This window comes from Bacillus cereus group sp. MYBK227-1, assembly GCF_051916325.1.
Classification (GTDB): domain Bacteria; phylum Bacillota; class Bacilli; order Bacillales; family Bacillaceae_G; genus Bacillus_A; species Bacillus_A cereus.
The window spans coordinates 186,063-205,662 of record NZ_JBQAGK010000008.1 but is presented as its reverse complement, the minus strand read 5'-3'; the positions used below and the strand labels follow the sequence as shown (position 1 = coordinate 205,662).

Sequence of the window (19,600 nt, the reverse complement as noted above, 5' to 3'; positions counted from 1 at the left end):
CGTGTAAACCTTCTTCTCCATGGAGTTCGTATAAGCGTAACCAGTATTGAAATTGTGCCTTTGTAATATGCATCTGTTTTGCATATTCTGCTTGAGAAATTATTTTCGGATTAAATCCTTGAACGAGCGTTAACTTTAAATCCTTCGTAAATTTTGTCATACAAAAAACTGCACCTCCAATTGTTAGACTGTGTCTAACAATTGGGGTGCAGTTCAAATATCCTTGGCTTTTTTAACTATGCATCCACCTTTTGTATTTCTTCACTCTTTCTTGAAAGTTTACCTGGCCAAAAAGCAAATCGGCCTAAAACTACTGTAATCGCGGGTACAAGTAACGGTCTTACGATAAACGTATCTAGTAATACGCCAATTGCAGTTACAATACCAAATTGAACTAATACTTGAATTGGAAGTGTACCTAACACTGCAAAAGTTCCTGCTAAAATTAAACCTGCCGATGTAATAACACTACCTGTTTGTATTACACCATTTTTTACTGCATCCAAGTGATTTTGTGTCTTTCTGTTTTTCCATATTTCTGAAACCATAAAAATATTATAATCTTCACCTAAAGCAACTAAAAATACGAATGCGTACAACGGTATCGCACCTTGAATGGCCGGCGCTCCCATACCGTAATGAAGTAATACCCATCCTGCTCCTAACGCTGAGAAGAATGATAAGACAACAGTTACAATTAAATAAACCATTGCAACAACCGATCGTAAATAGACAAGTAATAGTAAAGCGATAATGCTAATCATTACTGGAATAATTACTGATTCATCACGTTCCGTAATTTGCTTTGTATCATATAATGAAGCTGTTTCTCCACCAATCCACAATTGCTCTTCAGCATTACTAATCCCAGCATCTTTTAATACTTTTTCCACACTGTTTTTCAATTTAGGAATTTGATCTAATGCTTCAATTGCGTATGGATTTTCCGCTAAAGAAACTTCATACATTTGTATTTGCTTATTTTCTTTTCCCTCTTTTGGCTCTTTCACTGTATTTACGAAAGAAAATTTCTCTAGTTCTTGTTTAATAGGAAGCTCTTTGCCTTTCGTATCAACAACAACTTTTATTGGTGCTAGTTCACCAGCTGAGAAATGATCACTAATTAACGTAAACCCTTCACGAGAAGGCATATCCTTTGGAAACGACTCTAATAAGTCATATGTGTATTGAATACGTGGTACGAATGAAGCCAATCCGCCTAATACAAATACAGTTAGCATAATTATTGTCCATGGTCTTCGTACTACAATATCTCCAAGTTTTTTACTAAAGGAGCCTTTTGATTTTTTAACTTTTACAGCCCTCTTTTTCTTTCTTGCAAACTCCTCATTCATTGAAGTTGTTCTCGGTATAAACGGGAAAAATGCAATTCTACCGAAAATTAATAATAGTGCTGGTAAAATTGTTAAAGCCGCGATTCCCATTATAAATACAGCAACACTAAATGGTACTGCAAATCGATGAAAGGCACCATAATGAGCAAGTAGTAATGTTCCTAATCCAAGTACAACAGTTAACGCACTCATTATTATTGCACCGCCAGATGCTTTAATCGCAAGTTGCAGCGCTTTATATTTACTTTCTTCTTCTAACAAGTACTCTCTATATCTCGAAATTAAAAATAGACAATAGTCCGTTCCAGCGCCAAACAATAATACTGTCATAATTGATATCGCTTGGGCATCTACTTTAATCCATCCGTGATCAGCTAAAAAACCGAGTGTAGGACTAATAATACCGTATGCAAAGCCAACAACAAGTATAGGTAAAATCGCTAAAATTGGTGAACGATACAGTAAAATTAACAAAACTAACACTAGTAGTACAGTAGCCACTAACAATTTCACATCTGCTTGACTAAATAAACTAACTGCATCTGTTTGAATACCTACAGGTCCTGATAATCGAACATGTAAACCAGATTCACTTATTTTTTGTTTAAATGGATCTTCATCCACCTTACTATTCACTATTTTTCTAAACTCTTCAAGATTTCCTTTTAATATATCCGTACCAGCAGATTTATTAAAAAATACCGGTGTAACAAATGATGTACCATCTTTTGACGCACTTTTTGATAATACTTGTTCCGGGATTGTATCAAATGGTGGTAACGTTGATTGTTCCTTTAAAGGACTAGCTTTTAACTCTTTATAAACGTCTTGTATGAGTTTATAATCCTGCGACTGTAATCCACCATCTCTATACCATACTACTAATAAAGGATTCCCTGCATTATTCGGAAACTCTTTTTTCATAAGTGCTTCCGCTTGCTGCGACATAGCTGTTTCGGGTAAATTTTTCGGGTTCGGTTCTTTCGTACTATTTACTTGTGGTAACGTAAATGAAAGTAATAATGTAATAAGAATCCATACCGATAAAGTGATCCATTGCGTATTTTTACCTGCTACAAGCCTCCCTAACATATGTAACGGGTGCTTTTTCATAAAAAACCCACCTTTCTTTTTTCCTCCACTATTAATTATATATACTGGTCGGTTAATTAATCAAGAATGAATAAAAATTATGTTATAATTATCTAAACAATACATGTCAGGAGCGAATGGATTTGGAACAAAAACAACGCACTCTTGGAAGGCCTCGTCAAAATAAAAATACAAAATCTACAAAAGAAACCATTTTAGAAGTTGCAACTCGGTTATTTCTTACTCAAAATTATCAAGTCGTTTCTATGGAGGAAGTAGCAAAAGTTTGTGGTATTACGAAAGCAACTGTCTACTATTACTATTCAACAAAAGCCGATTTATTTACCGCTACTATGATCGAAATGATGGTACGTATACGTGAGAATATGTCTCAAATACTCTCTACAAACAAAACTTTAGAAGAAAGATTATTAGACTTCGCTAAAGTTTACTTACACGCAACGATGGATATTGATATGAAAAATTTTATGAAAGATGCAAAACTGTCGTTATCTGAAGAACAATTGAAACAATTAAAAAATGCTGAAGATAATATGTATGAAGTACTAGAAAAAGCACTCGATAATGCTATGCACATCGGAGAAATTCCGAAAGGAAACGCTAAATTTGCGGCTCATGCTTTCGTATCTTTATTATCTATTGGGAATTTTAAAGATGAAAATCACAATCCTATTCTTGCAAATATAGATGAATTAGCACAAGAAATCGTTTCTTTTTATTGGAACGGATTAGGTCATTCATATTAAACAGATTTCCTTTAATAAAAAAGCATGTTTGAATTTTTTTCAAACATGTTTTTTATAATTTAGCATCCATTATCTAAAAATTATTATCTTCGACTTTTATAAATTTTGAAGTTGAATCTTTATATTCCCCTTACTTAATCCCCCATGGTAACAAACTACAGATTCAATATCTAGATTTAAATACTTCTTCAAAGACTGCTGTGCTTCCTTAATATTTATAGTTGTTGGGGCGTGAATTCCTCCTAACATCCCATTCACACTATACATAGAGTCTCCTGCAACAAGAATTTTACTTTGTTTCAAATATAAACTAATATGACCCGGGGTATGCCCTGGAGTATGAAGAATTAGTATTCCACCGCAATACGGAAGTTCTTGCCCGTCAATCATAGTATCACTCACTTTTCCTTTTGGTCGGTTCTCTACATTTCCGTCCTTCAATAAAGGTAAATCCCCCTCGATATATGGCTTATCTAGTTCGTGCGCATAAACTTTAATATTACTTCGACAGCGCTGCAACAACTCCGGAAGACTACCTATATGATCAATATCCTGATGCGTCAAAATCACGACTTTTAACTTATCAAATGATACCCCAACCTTTTCCATCTCTACTTGTATATCTTCAATTTGTCCTGGGAAACCCGTATCTATTAATACTGCCATTTCATCATCCCATAAAAGAATTGGATGAATAACAAATTCTTGAAATTCAAGTTGTAACATTTCTATCCCTTTAGCAATCTCCATACAGCCATTCTCCTTTATGTTGAAGTTTGAAAATATGTACGAGTAAACTGAAAATATAAAGTGAAACTTTAATCCGTGGGGCTTTTACTACTCGGCAAATAGCGGGATAAAGCACCTCTATCTTATAATATGTTTTGTCATCCCAATAGAGAATGCTTCAAACCCTATAGATTCATAGTAAGATTGCAATTTTTCTACACACATAAGTTGTGGAATAACCTTGTTTTGTTCACAGTGTTGGATTAATCGTTTCACTATTTCTTTTCCGATGCCACTAGACTGATATTTTGGCAATACACCAACTCCACAAATAATGCCTGTTATGACTCCATCTGATATGACACGCCCCATCCCTACTAACCTCTTATCATCAAAAACATAAATTGCATACCAACTTTGCTTACACATTCGTTCTAACTCGTTAACCGTTAATTTAAGAGAATTCCATCCTAAAGATTCGTATAAGGATAATAATCCATTAAAATCTGTAGGATGTTCACTTATGTAGCGTATACTATTTTCCATGTCAATACACCCTATTCTCTGGCTTGTTTATATTTCATAAAATTCCCTTTACACAAATCTGATTGATGTAAAAATAACTAGAACAAACTTCAATAAGAAAGATAGAATTCCTTCTCAATATAAAGTAAAAAGAAGTTATCTCACTTAAGATAACTTCTTTTATATAAGACTCTCATTATATTATCAACCAAAAAATATACAACTGCATACGATTAGCACAAACAAAACTAATAAACCATTTGAGAAATAACCCATTGAATACTACCCCTTTATTAAATTATGTAAAAGATTTTATCATAAAATGATTTACAACTTAATAACTGAAAAAGACATTGTATTCATTAGTTATATATGTTTAGTAATATTTTATTTTCGGTTATATTCTCGTTCCCTGAAAGTGCTTATCATACTCTTCTACTTCAGTTCATATAAGTTCAAAATATTAAATAATAAGTAAAAAAGACCTCCACCTTACGAGATCTTTTTTACTTATTTTCCAAATACACTAATTGATTCTTCCTCAATTACAAGTAAACAATTAGCATATTACATGATTTAATATCCCAATAGCCAATTCAACTCTATTAATTCGGTTCGACCTTAATATCCCCCTTTTGTTCCAAAAACTCAATAATCGTTTCACAGACTTTATCCATCTCCTCGATATCTGGGAAATGTCCACTATTTTCAAATATAACAAGTTTACCATTTTTCAATTGTCTCGTTATTCTATAACTCATTCCTACACCCGTGTTATAGTCATGCGCTCCAACTATGACACACGTATCAATTTCTAAACCTTTAATACGCTCAATAAGCGGTAAAGATGCTTTTGTTCCAAAAATAACTTTGCTCATCTTCCCTGTATTACTTAACTGACTTTCCTCCCAAAACCTTCTATTTAGCTTTGCAAATTCTTCATTTTTAAACAATAGTCGATCTACATTTTCTGTATCAACTATACTCCAAACTTGATTATATTTTTCTTTTAGCGCAATTTTCGACTTACTTATTTTCAATATTTGTTCTTTCATTTCCCCTTTCGTTACTTGTAGAAAACCTTCTATCTGCACAGTATACATATCATTAAAATCATCTAACGATGGTGCTTGTAATACCATTTGTTCAACATTTTTCGAATATTTCAAAGCATACTCTAAACAAAGTTGTCCACCAAAAGAGTAGCCTAACAAATTTATCTTCTCTACATGTAATTGCTTTCTTAATTCCTCTAAATCTTCGACTAGAGTATTGATTGAGTACTCACCGTCATCTTGTGGTGCCTCACTTCGTCCGCAACCTCTTTGTTCGTAATAAACTACAGTCATATTTCCTTCTAACTTCAAACCAAGCGTTCTTTCGAATACATAATGATTACCACCTGGACCACCATGTACTATAATAAGAGGGACTGTATTATGAGCTGTCCCTGCAACTTTACACCAATGCATAATCCCATTGATTTTCAAATAGTGTATACCATCTTGCAACATTAACTGATTCATTTATCTTCTCTCCTCATCGCTCACTTATTACTATCTAAATATATAAGTTCTGACCATTTACACTTTTTCCCTTTATATTCTTTAGACACTATCCTCATTTATAAGAATAGCTTTCTTATTCAAAAATAGATTTTTAAAAATTCCTACTCCCACAATTAATAAACCTATACCAACTAATTTATTTACTTGTAATGGAACACTCTCCATTCCAAATAATCCGAATGTATCAATGCATAACGCAACGACCAATTGAGTAATAAGACTAATTAGCACCGTATATGCTGGACCTAAACTCTTTATTGCACCCATTATACAAATAATTAACCCGATGCCAAACAGTCCACTTACATAAAACAAATAATTTGCAGTATACACTTTAATGCTAATACTGTTTTCTGTAATGATATAAAATAGAATAGAACTAATGAGACCTATTCCAAGGACACATGTAGTTGTTAACCACTGTCCTACATTTTCATTTACTTTTGCATTAAAAACAGATTGTACGCTAATTAATATTCCTGCTAATATAGCTAAACTAAATCCAATCAAAATCTTCCTCTCCCTTTCATTGCTCATATATATTATCTTTAGCGACTTCCTTCATTCTAGAAAAATCTTTAATTACAATAACTCCATTACTCTTTTCAATTAGTTTTTCATTATAAAATCTTTGTAATACCCGAATTACGTGCCTATAACTTACCCCTATAAAATCTGCAATACTCGTTACTGAAGTTGCATCCAAATCCCCTTTATACATATTCCCGTTACTATCTGTTGAAATTGAAAGCAAATAACTAGCTACACGTACTTCTACAGGATAAAGTAAATTAAGAGCAGTAAAACGAGTCGATATTTTTAACGTGTTGGCAATGTTTTCAAGCAAGAACTTCATAAATATAGGATCATGTAATAACTTGTTTCTAATAACCGTATTAGAAATAGAGATTGCTACAACATCTGAACAAGCCTCAACGACATTATATGCTTTGCTATTTTGAATTAGTTCAATATCACCAACAATGGCCAATGGATTGATAAAGCGAAGAATTAGTTTCTTCCCTTCAGGTGTAATCGTATAAACTTTTACTTTCCCTTTAACAACAAAATATAAACGATCCATTTCGTCATCTATATTGCAAATAAGCTCGCCTTTTTCAAAGTGATTTAATTGAAAATATGCTGTATCTATTTCTGAAAAAACCTCGAGCGTTTTATTGATTTTCAAATAATGCGTAATTAAACTTGATCTATTCTCCATATTCATTTCCTCCTTTCATTTACATATTAAATACAACAATACCTATAATCATTACTATTGTTCCCACAATATGATATCTCTCCATCTGTATCTTTTTTATATGAAACAGTCCTTTCATTTCAATAACTGTTGCCGTTAACAATTGAGCAACCATTAGTGTGCCAGCTGTCAATGTAACTCCTAGTGAATATATCGCCATAGTTTCTGCGCAAATAATGAATCCACCAAATGCACCCGCTACTAAATATATTTTTTTTACACTCTTTAAATCCGTTACTTTCTCTTCTTTCTTTAACAAAAATACAGTTGTTGCAATAATGAATCCAATTAAATGGGTTATAATACTCGTCGACCATATACCGATATGTGAACTAAGTTTCGCATTAAAGGTTCCTTGAAGTGTTATAAATATCCCCGCAAAAACAGCAAATAGAATACCTTTCAAAAAATCATCTCCTCATCCTTTATTTCTGACTTAATTAAAAACCATCATCCTATAATGACAAAAGGACAAATGTCACATCACTATGAAAATAACTTGGAATGAAAAAAAACACACCTCAAAAATGCGAGATGTGTTTTTTATTTATATATAGTGTTTTATAAATGAAAATTACGCTACATTAAAAGATTTCTTTTTCATAACAAACTTTGCAAATAAGAAACGTACAAGCGGTCCCATAATAATTAATTGTAATGGATATGCCATTATGAAATTTTTAATAAAAATCGAAAAATAAATTGAAACAAATGAAGCTCCTTGTAGTCCATCATGTAAATGCATCATAGCCATACCGAAAAATGACATAAAGAACACCATTCCGATTACCATAGTTGTCGCCATCGCAACGATAATATTTATTTTCTTAGATTTATCAAATGGCAACATGAATACAATTTTTTTCGCACAAGGTCCAACTATACTTATTTCAATTAATAGCGCAATAATAAAGCCAATTAATAGTTCTAATGCAATCTCTTTAATATAAATTGGTCCTCCTGTTTCATTCATTAGTAAATTGTAAAACGTCATTACGATAACCATTCCAAGGCACATCATCATGCCAAATTGGAGGTTTTCTTTTCTTGTTGTTGGCAAATTTCATCATCCTCTCTCTTTGAGTCTTTGTCATTATATCGACATTGGAACCCCCTTCGTAAGTGAACATTTTGTGAACAAATTTAAAACGTTTTCATGTATTTTCTTTACTTTCAACTCAAATTCTCACTTTTACTTATAAAGGTTTTATATATTTCAATGTTGAATTACTAAATTTAACATTGCATTACATTATTACCAGGAGGATAACCATGAATGAAACAGAATTTTACGCATATCACATCGTAACAAGGAAAAAAATGCATATCGGACAAATGATTCCTTTTAACAAAAATCAACACAATACTCTATATCACTTCTTTTTTGAAAGAGAACAATTAAATGCTAATGGTGAAGATGGCATACAAATTTTAAATAATCACTATAAAAATGACGAATTACATATAAATAATGAAAATGCTAAAGTAGTTATAAGTTATATGGATCAAACAATTAGAGCAGCTAGAGAAACCATTGTAGAAATGGTTAGACTACAAGAATTCCCTGAATATCCTTCCAGGTTATCTTGTTTATACGCTGCAAAAAGCTATGAAGATGCTTTAAAATGGAAAGCATTATTTGATTCTTACAATCGAGAAGTTTTACAGATTGTTAAACTACGAGTAATCGGAAGTTCTTTTGAAGGTGACGGGAATCTTTTACCAAAAGAAGATGGTATTCCTTTTTCTCAAAAAATCGAACAAGCTAGAAAGTATTGGAAAGGAAATATTAGAAATGAACTTCCTGAGCTACTGATTAATGGAGAAATTGAAGTGGTGGAAATTATTGATGACTTCTCCTCAATTCATATTTAATTTCTAACTAAATCATATAGGATGGAGATTACAATGAAGAAAAAAGTGTACTTCAATCATGATGGCGGCGTAGATGATTTAATTTCATTATTTTTATTACTTCAAATGGAAAACGTTGAACTTACCGGTGTATCTGTTATCCCAGCAGACTGCTATTTAGAACCCGCAATGTCTGCAAGTCGTAAAATTATTGATCGCTTCGGCAAAGGTAATATTGCAGTAGCCGCTTCAAACTCTCGCGGGCAAAACCCGTTTCCAAAAGACTGGCGGATGCATGCATTTTATGTAGATGCTCTACCAATTTTAAATGAGTCTGGAAAAGTTGTAACACCCGTGGTGGCAAAGCCTGCACATCACCATTTAATAGAAACACTTCTACAAACGGAAGGAAAAACAACTTTATTATTTACCGGGCCCCTAACTGACCTTGCTCGTGCATTATATGAAACTCCCATCATAGAAGATAAAATTGAACGTCTCGTTTGGATGGGTGGTACATTTCTTACAGCAGGCAATGTACATGAACCAGAGCATGATGGAACAGCTGAGTGGAATTCGTTTTGGGACCCTGAAGCAGTGGCTCGTGTATGGGATGCAAAAATTAAAATCGACTTAGTGACACTAGAAAGTACAAACCAAGTTCCGTTAACTATAGACATACGTGAACAATGGGCAAAAGAACGAAAGTATATTGGTATGGATTTCCTTGGTCAATGCTATGCAATGGTTCCCCCTCTCGTTCACTTCTCAACGAACTCTACCTACTATTTATGGGATGTACTAACTACCGCGCTTGTCGGAAACACTAACCTTGCAAAAACTGAAACAATTAATAGTATCGTTCATACATACGGACCAAGCCAAGGACGTACAGAGGAAACTGCTGATGGACGACCTGTAAATGTCGTTTATGATGTAAAACGTGATGTATTCTTTGAATATATTACTGAATTAGCAAAGAAAGCTTCTACTTGAACCACTATCTATACGAAAAATAAATAGAATAAAATCACTTCAGACGATGAACCCCTATATTTAGAATTTAGTTGAAACTACATATTTAACTATTGAAAAGAGTATTGAATTAAATTTCAATACTCTTTTTGTGCAATTTAATTATATTGGATTAATGTAGTGTCTTATTGATTATTCATTTCATAACCATTGACAAAATAAGTTATTGTTTCTAACTCATCTTCATTTAATTCTCTATCTAGTTCTTGTTTATACGCTGCCTTTATCTTCTCTTCATCGCCCTTATGAGCTTCTGTATAAGTTCCTACTGCTTTTAACATGCGAATCTCTTGTAAAAACTCCTCTCGATTTATCGCTTCCCCATGAGAAAGAATATATGTCTCAGCATCAAATTTTTCTAATTCATCTATTAATGCAAACGTTCTTTTCGTCGTATAGTTCCACTTCGAAGAAAAAATATCTGCATATATACAGTCTCCTAAAAATAATATCTTTTCTTCTTTCACGTAAATAACAACTGAATCATGTGCATGATCTCCGCCCACATGTTTTAACACGCATGTCACTTCACCAAGATCTAATTCCATTTGATTCTGGAACGTTAAGGTCGGAGGAATAATGTTAATATTTCTCGCTTTTTCTTCAAACTCTTTTTTTATGCAATCCGCACAAAATGCAATTTCAGTACCCTCTTTTACGCGTGCGTCCAAAGCTTCATCTGTCCATTCATAAGAAACAAGTGTACGCATCTCTTTTTTCGTTTCAGAATGTGCAATAGACAATGCATCTTGTAGTACAGGCAATCCAAAAATATGATCCCAATGCCAATGGGTTAGTGCTACGAAATCTGGATTCGATACATTTTGTTCTTTTAACATTTCTAAAAATAATTGTGCATGTTCTTCTGAATTCCCTGCATCAATCATTAACGTTTTTTCTTGTCCAACGACCATTCCTAAGATAGGTCTATCTGTTTCAGAAACAGGTGTCATATACCAAAATGAGTTTCCTATTTTTTTAATTTGTTGCATAACCAATTCCCCTTTTCATTTCCTCACTTAAGTTTAATATATAGATTATAACGAATCACTACTTTTTTCTCTATACTCAAACACAATTACTTGGACTATTCTAACTTTCCTTTTCGTAAGCTAAAAATAAGTGGAAGAATCGGAGTGTGATACTATGGAACGATTATGGATTCCAATGATTGTTACGTTTTTTTCATTTGGTGGATTACTATTAGGCGGTGCTGTTGGAGTAGCAACACGCCAACTCATTGAAGAAAAGATGCATCGTTTATACGCATTATGTGGCGGAATTTTACTTGGGCTTTTATCCCTTGAAATTATTCCTGAAACATTTTCAAGCTACGAAATGATTGGGCCTATACTTGGTATAGCCATCGGTATTTTAGTTATGAGCTTATTAGATAACTATTGTCACCATCCAATGATACATAAAAAAGATCAACAAGCATGGCAAACCTTCCTTTTTCTCTCTTTCGCTATATTTATTCATAATATACCTAGTGGATTTGCGTTAGGTACAGCTTTTATAAATCATAATGACTCTGCCATTCCCTTTTTAATAGCAATTGTCGTTCACCATATTCCAGAAGGATTAGCTTTAATTATTCCATTTCTTTTTACAAAACATAAATATATTTCCTTTTTATTAACGACTTTATTACTTTCGCTTATTCTCGGTACTGGCACAGTTTTTGGCATTTTGATGGAAGGAAAAGCTCTTCACCTGCAAGGGCTCATTATGGGAAGTGCTATTGGTTCACTTGGATATGTCACAATTCATGAAATGCTTTGGAAAGCTAAGAAACAGCTCTCTTTCCTTACATTTCTAATGTGGGCGACTAGTGGTTTTTTACTAATAACAGTGTTCACTTTATTCGCTAGTCATCATTAAAGTTGCTAAAGTAAAACTTTTGTTCCTCCCACACTGATTCTTAGATTACAAATAACCAGATAAATTTTCTTATTTGTATATTTTTCCTTTTTATCCAAAACATAATGTTATCTACCTATTATAAGGAGGAACACTTATGTTTGGGAAAACAGCCAGTGAAGCATTAGTTGATTTATTAATTGACTGGGGAGTAGAACACATATACGGTATGCCTGGAGATTCCATCAATTCTATCATTGAAGCTTTAAGAAAAAAACAAGATAAAATTAAATTCATTCAAGTTCGCCATGAAGAAGCTGGTGCATTAGCAGCGGCTGCCTATGCAAAATTAACAGGAAAACTTGGCGTTTGTATGGCAATTGCAGGACCTGGTGCTATTCATTTATTAAATGGTTTATATGATGCGAAACTCGATAAAGCCCCTGTTCTAGCAATTTCAGGTCAAGTAGAAACCGATTTACTTGGAACGGACTTTTTCCAAGAAGTAAATTTAGAAAGAATGTTTGATGATGTTGCGGTTTATAACCAGCGTATTATGTCAGCAGAACAGCTACTTGCTGTCGTGAATCAAGCGATTCGAATGGCTTATACGAAAAAAGGGGTCTCTGTTCTTACAATTCCTGATGATGTTCCGAAATTCGAAGTAAAAAGTGGTGCTCGAGTTACAAATACTTCCTTTACATTACCTGATTTATTTCCTCAAGAAGAAGATTTAGATGCTGCAAAACTCGCAATTAATGCAGCGAAAAAGCCTGTTATTTTAGCTGGAAAAGGTACGAAACATGCGAGAGAATCTTTACTTGCATTGGCAGAACATATTGGTGCTCCAATCGTACTTACATTGCCAGCTAAAGGAATTATTCCTGATGAACACCCTCTTTGTATTGGTGGATTAGGATTGATTGGCACGAAACCTTCTTATGAAGCAATGAAGCATGCAGATACTTTAATTATGGTCGGTACTTCTTATCCGTTCACCGGCTTCTTACCTGAAAAAGCAAAAACAATTCATATCGATACAGATCCTGCCCAAATCGGGAAACGTTATGCGACAGATATTGGTTTAGCTGGTGATGCTGATAAAACATTACGATGGTTAATTGAAAATGTTGAAGAACACACAGACCATTCCTTCTTAGAACATCACCAAGAAATGATGAAAAAGTGGGAAGAAAAATTACACGATCAAGAAGAAGACTCTTCCATTCCAATTAAACCACAACGCGTTATGCATGCTCTGCAGCAAGTAGCACATGATGACGCAATTCTATCAGTCGATGTCGGAAATGTAACAGTATGGACCGCAAGACACTTCCGTATGACAAACCAGCAATTTGTCATTTCTAGCTGGCTCGCAACACTTGGTTGCGGTTTACCTGGTGCTCTTGCTGGAAAAATTGCATTCCCGGATAAACAAGTATTTGCAGTTTGTGGTGATGGCGGATTTGGAATGACGATGAATGACTTCGTAACAGCTGTAAAATATAAATTACCAATCGTTGTCGTCGTATTAAACAATAATAAAATTGCGATGATTAAATTCGAGCAAGAAGTTATGGGTAATATCGAATTCGAAACAGACTTAACGAACCCTGATTTTGCAAAATATGCAGAGGCGTGTGGAGGTATTGGATACCGTGTTGAGAATTTAGATGAACTACTTCCCGCTTTCCAAAATGCAGTAAAACAAAATAAACCATGTATTATTGATGTAGTTGTAGATGCTAACGAAGCACCAATGCCAGCAAAAATCACATTTGGTCAAGCCGCTGGTTATACGAAACATATGATAAAAGAATTATTTGAAGAAGGTAAGATTGATTTACCACCACTTTAAGCGAAAAAAGATAGCTGAAAACAATTTGTCTTCAGCTATCTTTTTTATTTTTGTATCTCTCTATAAAAAGAAAAGTCATCCATAGTTAGTTGTACTTGTTTCTCTACTTGTAATTCTTTACTTTCCCTCTCTAGCTTTCTCACATTTCCTAACTTAATCGCATCTTGCATGCTATTACTAATTAGATTTCCAGCTAAAATTGTCATACTATAAAAAGCAATCGGTATAAGTACAATCCATGTATGAGTAGTTAAATGACGGAAGTTTTGACCAATTAGGCCGGTCCATTCTTTTGTTACACTATCTGCCTCTGTACCAAAGATAATTGTTCCGCCAAAAAATAACTCTAACAAGCCAAGATGCAAGAGAAGTAATAAAGTACTCACAAATTGTTGAACAACAAGTAAAAAAAATGATGGTAATACGTGTGGCCATACGTGATTTTTCACTCTATGCCATTTACTGCCCCCAAGCACAGTTGCTGCCATCATAAATTCTTCTCTTTTTATCCGACGGACTTCCTGCGCTGTATATAACATAATTGTTGGTACCGCTAAACATGTAAGGATAACCATTTGAAATATTACCCTTAAATGAAACGGCTCTGGTACTGTCCCATTTTCAAACACTAAAACTTCCTTTAACACAAAAAGAGAAATCATAACCATAGGTACAATGCTGAACGGATCAAAAAAAGATGCTATAACTGGAAAAGAACGTTTGCTATACATACCAAGAAGCAAACCAATACCTCCTCCAACTATAACTCGTAGAATCGCTATAATTACGCTCGCACCAACTGTCCATTTCGCTCCTTCTATTATTAGCTGGAAAAGATCGCGTCCTTTCTCATCACTACCGAACCAAAATTTATTCGACGGTGAAAATGGAGCAGCCTCTAGTTCTCCTTTTTCGTTATACATCATCGTAAGTTCACGGATATTCCCATCGAAAAATAAAGTATTTCCAATACTAACAATCATAAGTACGCTTAAAAAAGTAACACCAAACCAAAATCTCACATCTCTTTTTACAACTTGCCACATGCTAAACACGCTCCTTTATTACATTTTGTAAAAACGTATGTAATAAACGAAATAGTATAAAAAGCGGTACGTATAATATAATTAAACTTACTGTAAATATTTCTAATTTCGAATTTTCTTTTACAAAAACAAACATACCGTACGTATTAAATATCCATTCAATAATATATAAATTTGATAACATAAATAAAATATTTGTTTTTGCATAATAGATTGTTGTTAACAAAACATTTCTTGAAATATGATTTGTTAAAATATGTCGTAAACTAAGCCCTTTACTTTTAGCAAATATACTATAATCTTTCTCTAATTCTTCTCTGAAACGTAATAGTAGTAGCTTAATAAATAATAGTGTTGTAGGCAAAGTTAGACATATTATTGGCAATAGGCGAGCCCTTTCCTCCCCAATCCCCGCTAGTTTTACTGGCATAAAGCCTGTCTTTTGAAAGATTATTACGACTAGAAGTTGCGATAATAAAATTATTAAAATATCTGGGATGCTTTCAAGTACGACAAAAATCCCATTCCACATTCGTTGCTTTGATTGAGACCGTTGTAATACCCACACAACGAGAACATACGCAATAAGTAATGACAGTAAAAATGCCGAAATAAATACAAACATTGTCTCTAAATAATGAATCCATATTTGCGGAAATAATTTCCTCGAATCTCGAAATCCATATGTAATTTCCCAAGGTTGGAGTAACTTTCCTCCAATAAACACAATCGTGTTCCAAAAACCAATTAAATCAATTTGTAATCCCTTAAATAATCGAGGGAGCGCACCTAAACAGATTATACATAGAATTGTAGCGAATAATTGTAAACAAGTAATCCCACACCACTTAGCAGTTCGCATCAACATAACTATCACCCCTTTAAAAAAGAATATTCAGAAAAAACAAACCTCTTCAACCATACCTTGAATTCGCTTTTTCCCACTTAGTAAAATAGCTTGGAATAAACACGTAACAAAAAATAATCAACCAAACACGATAAATCCCAAAAGTAATTTTTTAAAAGTTTCATTTAGGTATATATACCTAATCCCTTCTTTAAACTCTGTTATTAACATCTTCAAATTAACTTCTTTCCATTTTGTTCTACCATTTGGTAAACAAACTTTTTCTGGAATGGAGATTGTTTGAATCAAAATACCACTCATAATAAAAGTGAGCGTATTTACTAAAATGCTCCCGTAAATTCCAAAAGTTCAGTACACCATCGTTGCAATTCCTACACCAAATAAAGCATACAAACTATTTACCATTTGATTAATACCCGCTGCTGCACCATATTGGTCTGATTCAACTACTCCCTGTATCATCGATTGTTCTGATGGAGAGGAAAATTGTATACATGCATTTTCCAAAAATAAAAATATAAAAACAAGTATAATTATCCCGTAATAAAGCGAAATTAGGATTCCAATATTACAGAGCGAACAACATATGTTACTTACTGTACAAATACGTTGTCTATCAAATCGATCCACTACTGTCCCTACTAATAGAAAAAAGATTAATGCAGGTAATGCAATCATAATTTTTGTCATCGTTGCGTAAACTGGTTGTTTTCCGTATTGATCTAACAAGTAAAACATTAAAGAAATTCCAGCAATCATAGAACCGAGTCGCTCTAAAATATTTGCTAGAAAAAACGTGCATACACTTTGTTGCGAAATAACTGTAGCATTTCTTTCATACTTCGTATCCTTCCTCTCGACAAAATAGTATTATTTTAGTCATTTCTTGGAAGTTACATTATATTTTTCGACCATTATCCAATCTTTTCCTTCTTTATAAAAAACATAAAAAAGAGCCCCTATTTTCAAAACAAGGACTCTTTTCATAAAATAAAACTTTAATCAGCCCTCACCAATCGGGCTGCCTGGCAAATAGCGGGATAAACTATTTAGCTACCTCTTCTTTCGGCATTACCATACCTTTATAAAGTTGAACAGTTATCCAGTAATAGATGAAATAAATGACTAAGAATATCCCAATTGGCACCCACACTTTTACAAACGGGTCAACTAATATAAAGCTGAATAAGTTAAGCCCTACTAAAACGTGAGAAATGCCAATGATTGCTGGGAAGATAAATAAATATGAAATTTCTTTATATATACTTTTCGTTAGCATACTGCGTCTCACACCAATTTTTCGTAACATTTCATAACGGCGTACATCACGAGAAGCACCTGTTAATATTTTGAACATAAGGGAACTCGCCATCATTGCTAAAAAGGCAATTCCGAGGAAAAATCCCATAAACATTGTTCCGCTCATGAAGCTGTTCATAAACTGATAAATTGTCATTTTCGTAAATAAGTCTACCTTTTCACCTGTTGCTTTTTCAATTTGTGCTTTTTGTCTCTTGTCTATTTCGATCAATAACGGTTTATATTTTTTCATATCATCTACTTTTGCTAATGTTACAGTGTGTTCTGTTCCTTGAATTCCTTTATAATGCTCTTCGTCTGCAATTCTTACTGGTTTTCCGCTAAATTGATTATGCGTAATTTGTATCTCTCTTACAACTGCATCTTCCCAATCCTTTGGCATACGAGGGAATTTTGCTAATTCAGGAGCCTCTAAAGCTGAATATACAGGTTCAGTTAAAGGTTCAGTCACACGTTTACGAACAGGCTCTTTTAACGTTTTTGTATCAAAATGGTCTGAAACAAGTGGTGGTTTCGCAGTTAAGTCGTTACGTAAATAATAAACCGCTTCTCCATCTACTTTATAGTTGTACTTGCTTTCTTCAACAATTTCCATTTCTTTTAAGGCAGCTTTGTCTTGATCATTCGGATCATGAATTACAACATCATATACACGAGAAAAGTCTGTCATAATACCTACATTTTTTTGGAAAGCCATACCTGCCGTCATCGCACCTGCGCCTAATGCAATTAACATCGCTACAGTACCTAATACTCTCGATAAACTATTTACTCGAAAGCGTAGCTGTGCATATGTAAAACTATTTAGACCAGTTTCATTTCGTTTTTTATTCCCCTTAATTTTCATCACAAAAAATGGGAGTAATGAACTAAAGATAAAATATGTTCCAAGTGTTGTAACGATGGTTGCTATAATAAAACCTAATTCAGCATATATTTTTACATTGATCATAAAATAGTACCCTATACTTACTAGTAATACACCAAGTACTGTCATTATAATAATGCGAGTTTTACTTTTCTTTACTTCATCTAGTGTTTCATCTTCACGAATTAACGCTAGTTCAGTTTTACGTAACAATCGGACACTGTTCATTAAGCCAGTAATGAAAAATAGTATTAAGAAGAAAATAGCTGTAACTAAAATTGCTGGTGTGTATACAGATGCATAACTACCTTTTGCTGAAATTTCCATTCCATTCATTAAAAAGTTTCCTGCTACACTTGCAAGTAACATCCCTACTAAAATACCGATAATAATACTGACAATACCCATACCGAATGTTTCAATAAATAATAACTGTGCTACTTTTTTCTTTTTTGCACCAAGCATCATGTACATACCGAGTTCTTTTCTTCTTAACGTGAGTAAGAAAGAGTTGGCATATATAATATAAAATACAGTAATGAAAGATAATAGTATTGCACCTACCCAAAAGACGAGTCTAATACTACTAATTAGGCTATTATCTTTCGTAAATTCGCTATTCATCGCCATCGTTTGGAACATATAGAAAATACTAATACTAATAACGAGGCCAATAAGTAAAACCATATAATCTTTTAACATTTTTTTCATACTATGACGTGATAATTTAAATAACATAGTTTCGCCCCCCTACTTAGACTCAGCAGCTGAGCCCATATGAGCGAGCACACCTAAAATGTCTTGATAGAAATTCTCTCTAGTGCCTTGACGATTTAATTCTTTATAAAGAAGACCATCTTGAATAAATAAAATACGCTCACAATAACTTGCACTAAATGCATCATGTGTAACCATCAAAATACTTACATTGTGATTTTCATGTAAATCTTGCATTGCTTCTAATAAACTTTTTGCGTTTTTACTATCAAGCGCACCTGTCGGTTCATCTGCTAATACAATTGCTGGATTATGTACTAAAGCTCTTGCCGCCGCTGTTCTTTGCTTTTGTCCACCAGAAACAGCAGTTGGATATTTTGTTAAAATTTCAGTAATTCCTAATTTCTTCGCAACGTCATTTACCTTTCCAGTAATCTCACTTGATGGTACGCCTTGCAGAGAAAGTGGTAAAGCTATATTTTCATAAATTGATAAGTTTTCTAGTAGATTAAAATCTTGAAAAATGAAACCTAATTTTTGAGAGCGAAAATCAGATAACGCATTGCCCTTCATAGAAGTAATATTTGTACCAGCTATCGTCACACTACCACCTGTCGCTTGGTCAAGTGTACTTATCACATTAAGTAAAGTCGTTTTTCCAGACCCAGAAGGACCCATAATCCCGACAAATTCTCCTTCTTTAATACTTAACGATACACCCCTTAATGCTTTTGACTGATTCTCATTTCTTTTTCCATACGTTTTTTCTACACTTTCTACAGTAACTACATTTGTTGACATCTCTTTCACTCCATCCCTTTTGTATAAAATTAATTTCTCACATATTTCTTATTATTTTGTCATGTAAATCCTT

Annotated in this window: 19 protein-coding genes and 1 pseudogene; 5 read left to right on the top strand and 15 right to left on the bottom strand. The window is 33.5% G+C overall.

Annotated elements, in window-relative coordinates; genetic code table 11:
• Nucleotides 1–160, bottom strand: a 160-nt coding sequence (locus ACTFRM_RS26325; protein ID WP_031312893.1) for a helix-turn-helix domain-containing protein, incomplete at its 3' end; no start/stop codon positions are given.
• A gap of 76 nt (nucleotides 161–236) precedes the next feature.
• Nucleotides 237–2,468, bottom strand: coding sequence for an MMPL family transporter (locus tag ACTFRM_RS26320; protein ID WP_048538739.1), 2,232 nt, complete (start codon nucleotides 2,466–2,468; stop codon nucleotides 237–239).
• Between the two features lie 122 nt (nucleotides 2,469–2,590).
• Between ACTFRM_RS26320 and ACTFRM_RS26315 the strand changes: the two genes are divergently transcribed.
• A complete protein-coding gene (locus ACTFRM_RS26315; protein ID WP_322372823.1) occupies nucleotides 2,591–3,214 on the top strand; it encodes a TetR/AcrR family transcriptional regulator in 624 nt (207 codons plus the stop codon).
• 96 nt (nucleotides 3,215–3,310) lie between these two features.
• Here the strand turns inward: ACTFRM_RS26315 and ACTFRM_RS26310 are convergent, their stop codons facing one another.
• From ACTFRM_RS26310 to ACTFRM_RS26280, 7 genes are all read right to left on the bottom strand, one after another.
• On the bottom strand, nucleotides 3,311–3,964 hold the full coding sequence (locus ACTFRM_RS26310; RefSeq protein ID WP_000401476.1) for an MBL fold metallo-hydrolase: 654 nt from the start codon (nucleotides 3,962–3,964) through the stop codon (nucleotides 3,311–3,313).
• 117 nt (nucleotides 3,965–4,081) lie between these two features.
• Nucleotides 4,082–4,489 (bottom strand): GNAT family N-acetyltransferase, encoded by a 408-nt coding sequence (locus tag ACTFRM_RS26305; protein WP_000431726.1) that lies wholly within the window; start codon nucleotides 4,487–4,489, stop codon nucleotides 4,082–4,084.
• 584 nt (nucleotides 4,490–5,073) lie between these two features.
• On the bottom strand, nucleotides 5,074–5,994 hold the full coding sequence (locus ACTFRM_RS26300) for an alpha/beta fold hydrolase (RefSeq protein ID WP_001072682.1): 921 nt from the start codon (nucleotides 5,992–5,994) through the stop codon (nucleotides 5,074–5,076).
• Between the two features lie 81 nt (nucleotides 5,995–6,075).
• Entirely contained in the window at nucleotides 6,076–6,546 is a 471-nt protein-coding gene (locus ACTFRM_RS26295) for a DMT family transporter (RefSeq protein ID WP_000579028.1), read from the bottom strand.
• Between the two features lie 16 nt (nucleotides 6,547–6,562).
• Entirely contained in the window at nucleotides 6,563–7,258 is a 696-nt protein-coding gene (locus ACTFRM_RS26290; RefSeq protein ID WP_322372821.1) for a Crp/Fnr family transcriptional regulator, read from the bottom strand.
• Nucleotides 7,259–7,277: 19 nt separating this feature from the next.
• Nucleotides 7,278–7,703: a DMT family transporter gene (locus tag ACTFRM_RS26285; RefSeq protein WP_000676258.1), complete on the bottom strand. Its 426-nt coding sequence runs from the start codon at nucleotides 7,701–7,703 to the stop codon at nucleotides 7,278–7,280.
• A 168-nt stretch (nucleotides 7,704–7,871) separates the two neighbouring features.
• Nucleotides 7,872–8,357, bottom strand: coding sequence for a DUF2798 domain-containing protein (locus tag ACTFRM_RS26280; protein ID WP_440043768.1), 486 nt, complete (start codon nucleotides 8,355–8,357; stop codon nucleotides 7,872–7,874).
• 212 nt (nucleotides 8,358–8,569) lie between these two features.
• On the opposite strand from ACTFRM_RS26280, the gene ACTFRM_RS26275 reads away from it, so the two are divergent.
• Together ACTFRM_RS26275 and ACTFRM_RS26270 are read left to right on the top strand one after the other, a co-directional pair.
• Nucleotides 8,570–9,172 carry a DUF2441 domain-containing protein gene (locus ACTFRM_RS26275; protein WP_001005956.1) on the top strand — a complete coding sequence of 201 codons (603 nt, stop codon included), beginning with the start codon at nucleotides 8,570–8,572 and terminating at the stop codon, nucleotides 9,170–9,172.
• A gap of 21 nt (nucleotides 9,173–9,193) precedes the next feature.
• Complete coding sequence (locus ACTFRM_RS26270; protein WP_002195488.1) at nucleotides 9,194–10,147, top strand: nucleoside hydrolase; 954 nt, start codon at nucleotides 9,194–9,196, stop codon at nucleotides 10,145–10,147.
• Between the two features lie 164 nt (nucleotides 10,148–10,311).
• Here the strand turns inward: ACTFRM_RS26270 and ACTFRM_RS26265 are convergent, their stop codons facing one another.
• The gene (locus ACTFRM_RS26265) at nucleotides 10,312–11,178 is read right to left on the bottom strand and encodes an MBL fold metallo-hydrolase (protein WP_001186119.1); all 867 of its coding nucleotides are present in this window, start codon (nucleotides 11,176–11,178) and stop codon (nucleotides 10,312–10,314) included.
• 154 nt (nucleotides 11,179–11,332) lie between these two features.
• Here ACTFRM_RS26265 and ACTFRM_RS26260 point away from each other — a divergent pair, with 154 nt between their 5' ends.
• Nucleotides 11,333–12,070: a ZIP family metal transporter gene (locus ACTFRM_RS26260; protein WP_322372820.1), complete on the top strand. Its 738-nt coding sequence runs from the start codon at nucleotides 11,333–11,335 to the stop codon at nucleotides 12,068–12,070.
• A 136-nt stretch (nucleotides 12,071–12,206) separates the two neighbouring features.
• Nucleotides 12,207–13,907 (top strand): pyruvate oxidase, encoded by a 1,701-nt coding sequence (locus ACTFRM_RS26255; RefSeq protein WP_322372819.1) that lies wholly within the window; start codon nucleotides 12,207–12,209, stop codon nucleotides 13,905–13,907.
• A 44-nt stretch (nucleotides 13,908–13,951) separates the two neighbouring features.
• On the opposite strand, the gene ACTFRM_RS26250 is transcribed toward ACTFRM_RS26255, so the two are convergent.
• The 5 genes and pseudogenes from ACTFRM_RS26250 to ACTFRM_RS26230 form a co-directional block, all read right to left on the bottom strand.
• Nucleotides 13,952–14,953 carry an ABC transporter permease subunit gene (locus ACTFRM_RS26250; RefSeq protein ID WP_440043767.1) on the bottom strand — a complete coding sequence of 334 codons (1,002 nt, stop codon included), beginning with the start codon at nucleotides 14,951–14,953 and terminating at the stop codon, nucleotides 13,952–13,954.
• 1 nt (nucleotide 14,954) lies between these two features.
• On the bottom strand, nucleotides 14,955–15,821 hold the full coding sequence (locus tag ACTFRM_RS26245; RefSeq protein ID WP_000929107.1) for an ABC transporter permease subunit: 867 nt from the start codon (nucleotides 15,819–15,821) through the stop codon (nucleotides 14,955–14,957).
• A 120-nt stretch (nucleotides 15,822–15,941) separates the two neighbouring features.
• Nucleotides 15,942–16,660: pseudogene (locus ACTFRM_RS26240) on the bottom strand (MFS transporter); the annotation flags it as partial.
• A gap of 206 nt (nucleotides 16,661–16,866) precedes the next feature.
• Nucleotides 16,867–18,747, bottom strand: a complete 1,881-nt coding sequence (locus ACTFRM_RS26235; RefSeq protein ID WP_322372817.1) for an ABC transporter permease — start codon at nucleotides 18,745–18,747, stop codon at nucleotides 16,867–16,869.
• A gap of 12 nt (nucleotides 18,748–18,759) precedes the next feature.
• Complete coding sequence (locus ACTFRM_RS26230) at nucleotides 18,760–19,527, bottom strand: ABC transporter ATP-binding protein (protein ID WP_000106426.1); 768 nt, start codon at nucleotides 19,525–19,527, stop codon at nucleotides 18,760–18,762.
• Nucleotides 19,528–19,600: the final 73 nt, after the last annotated feature.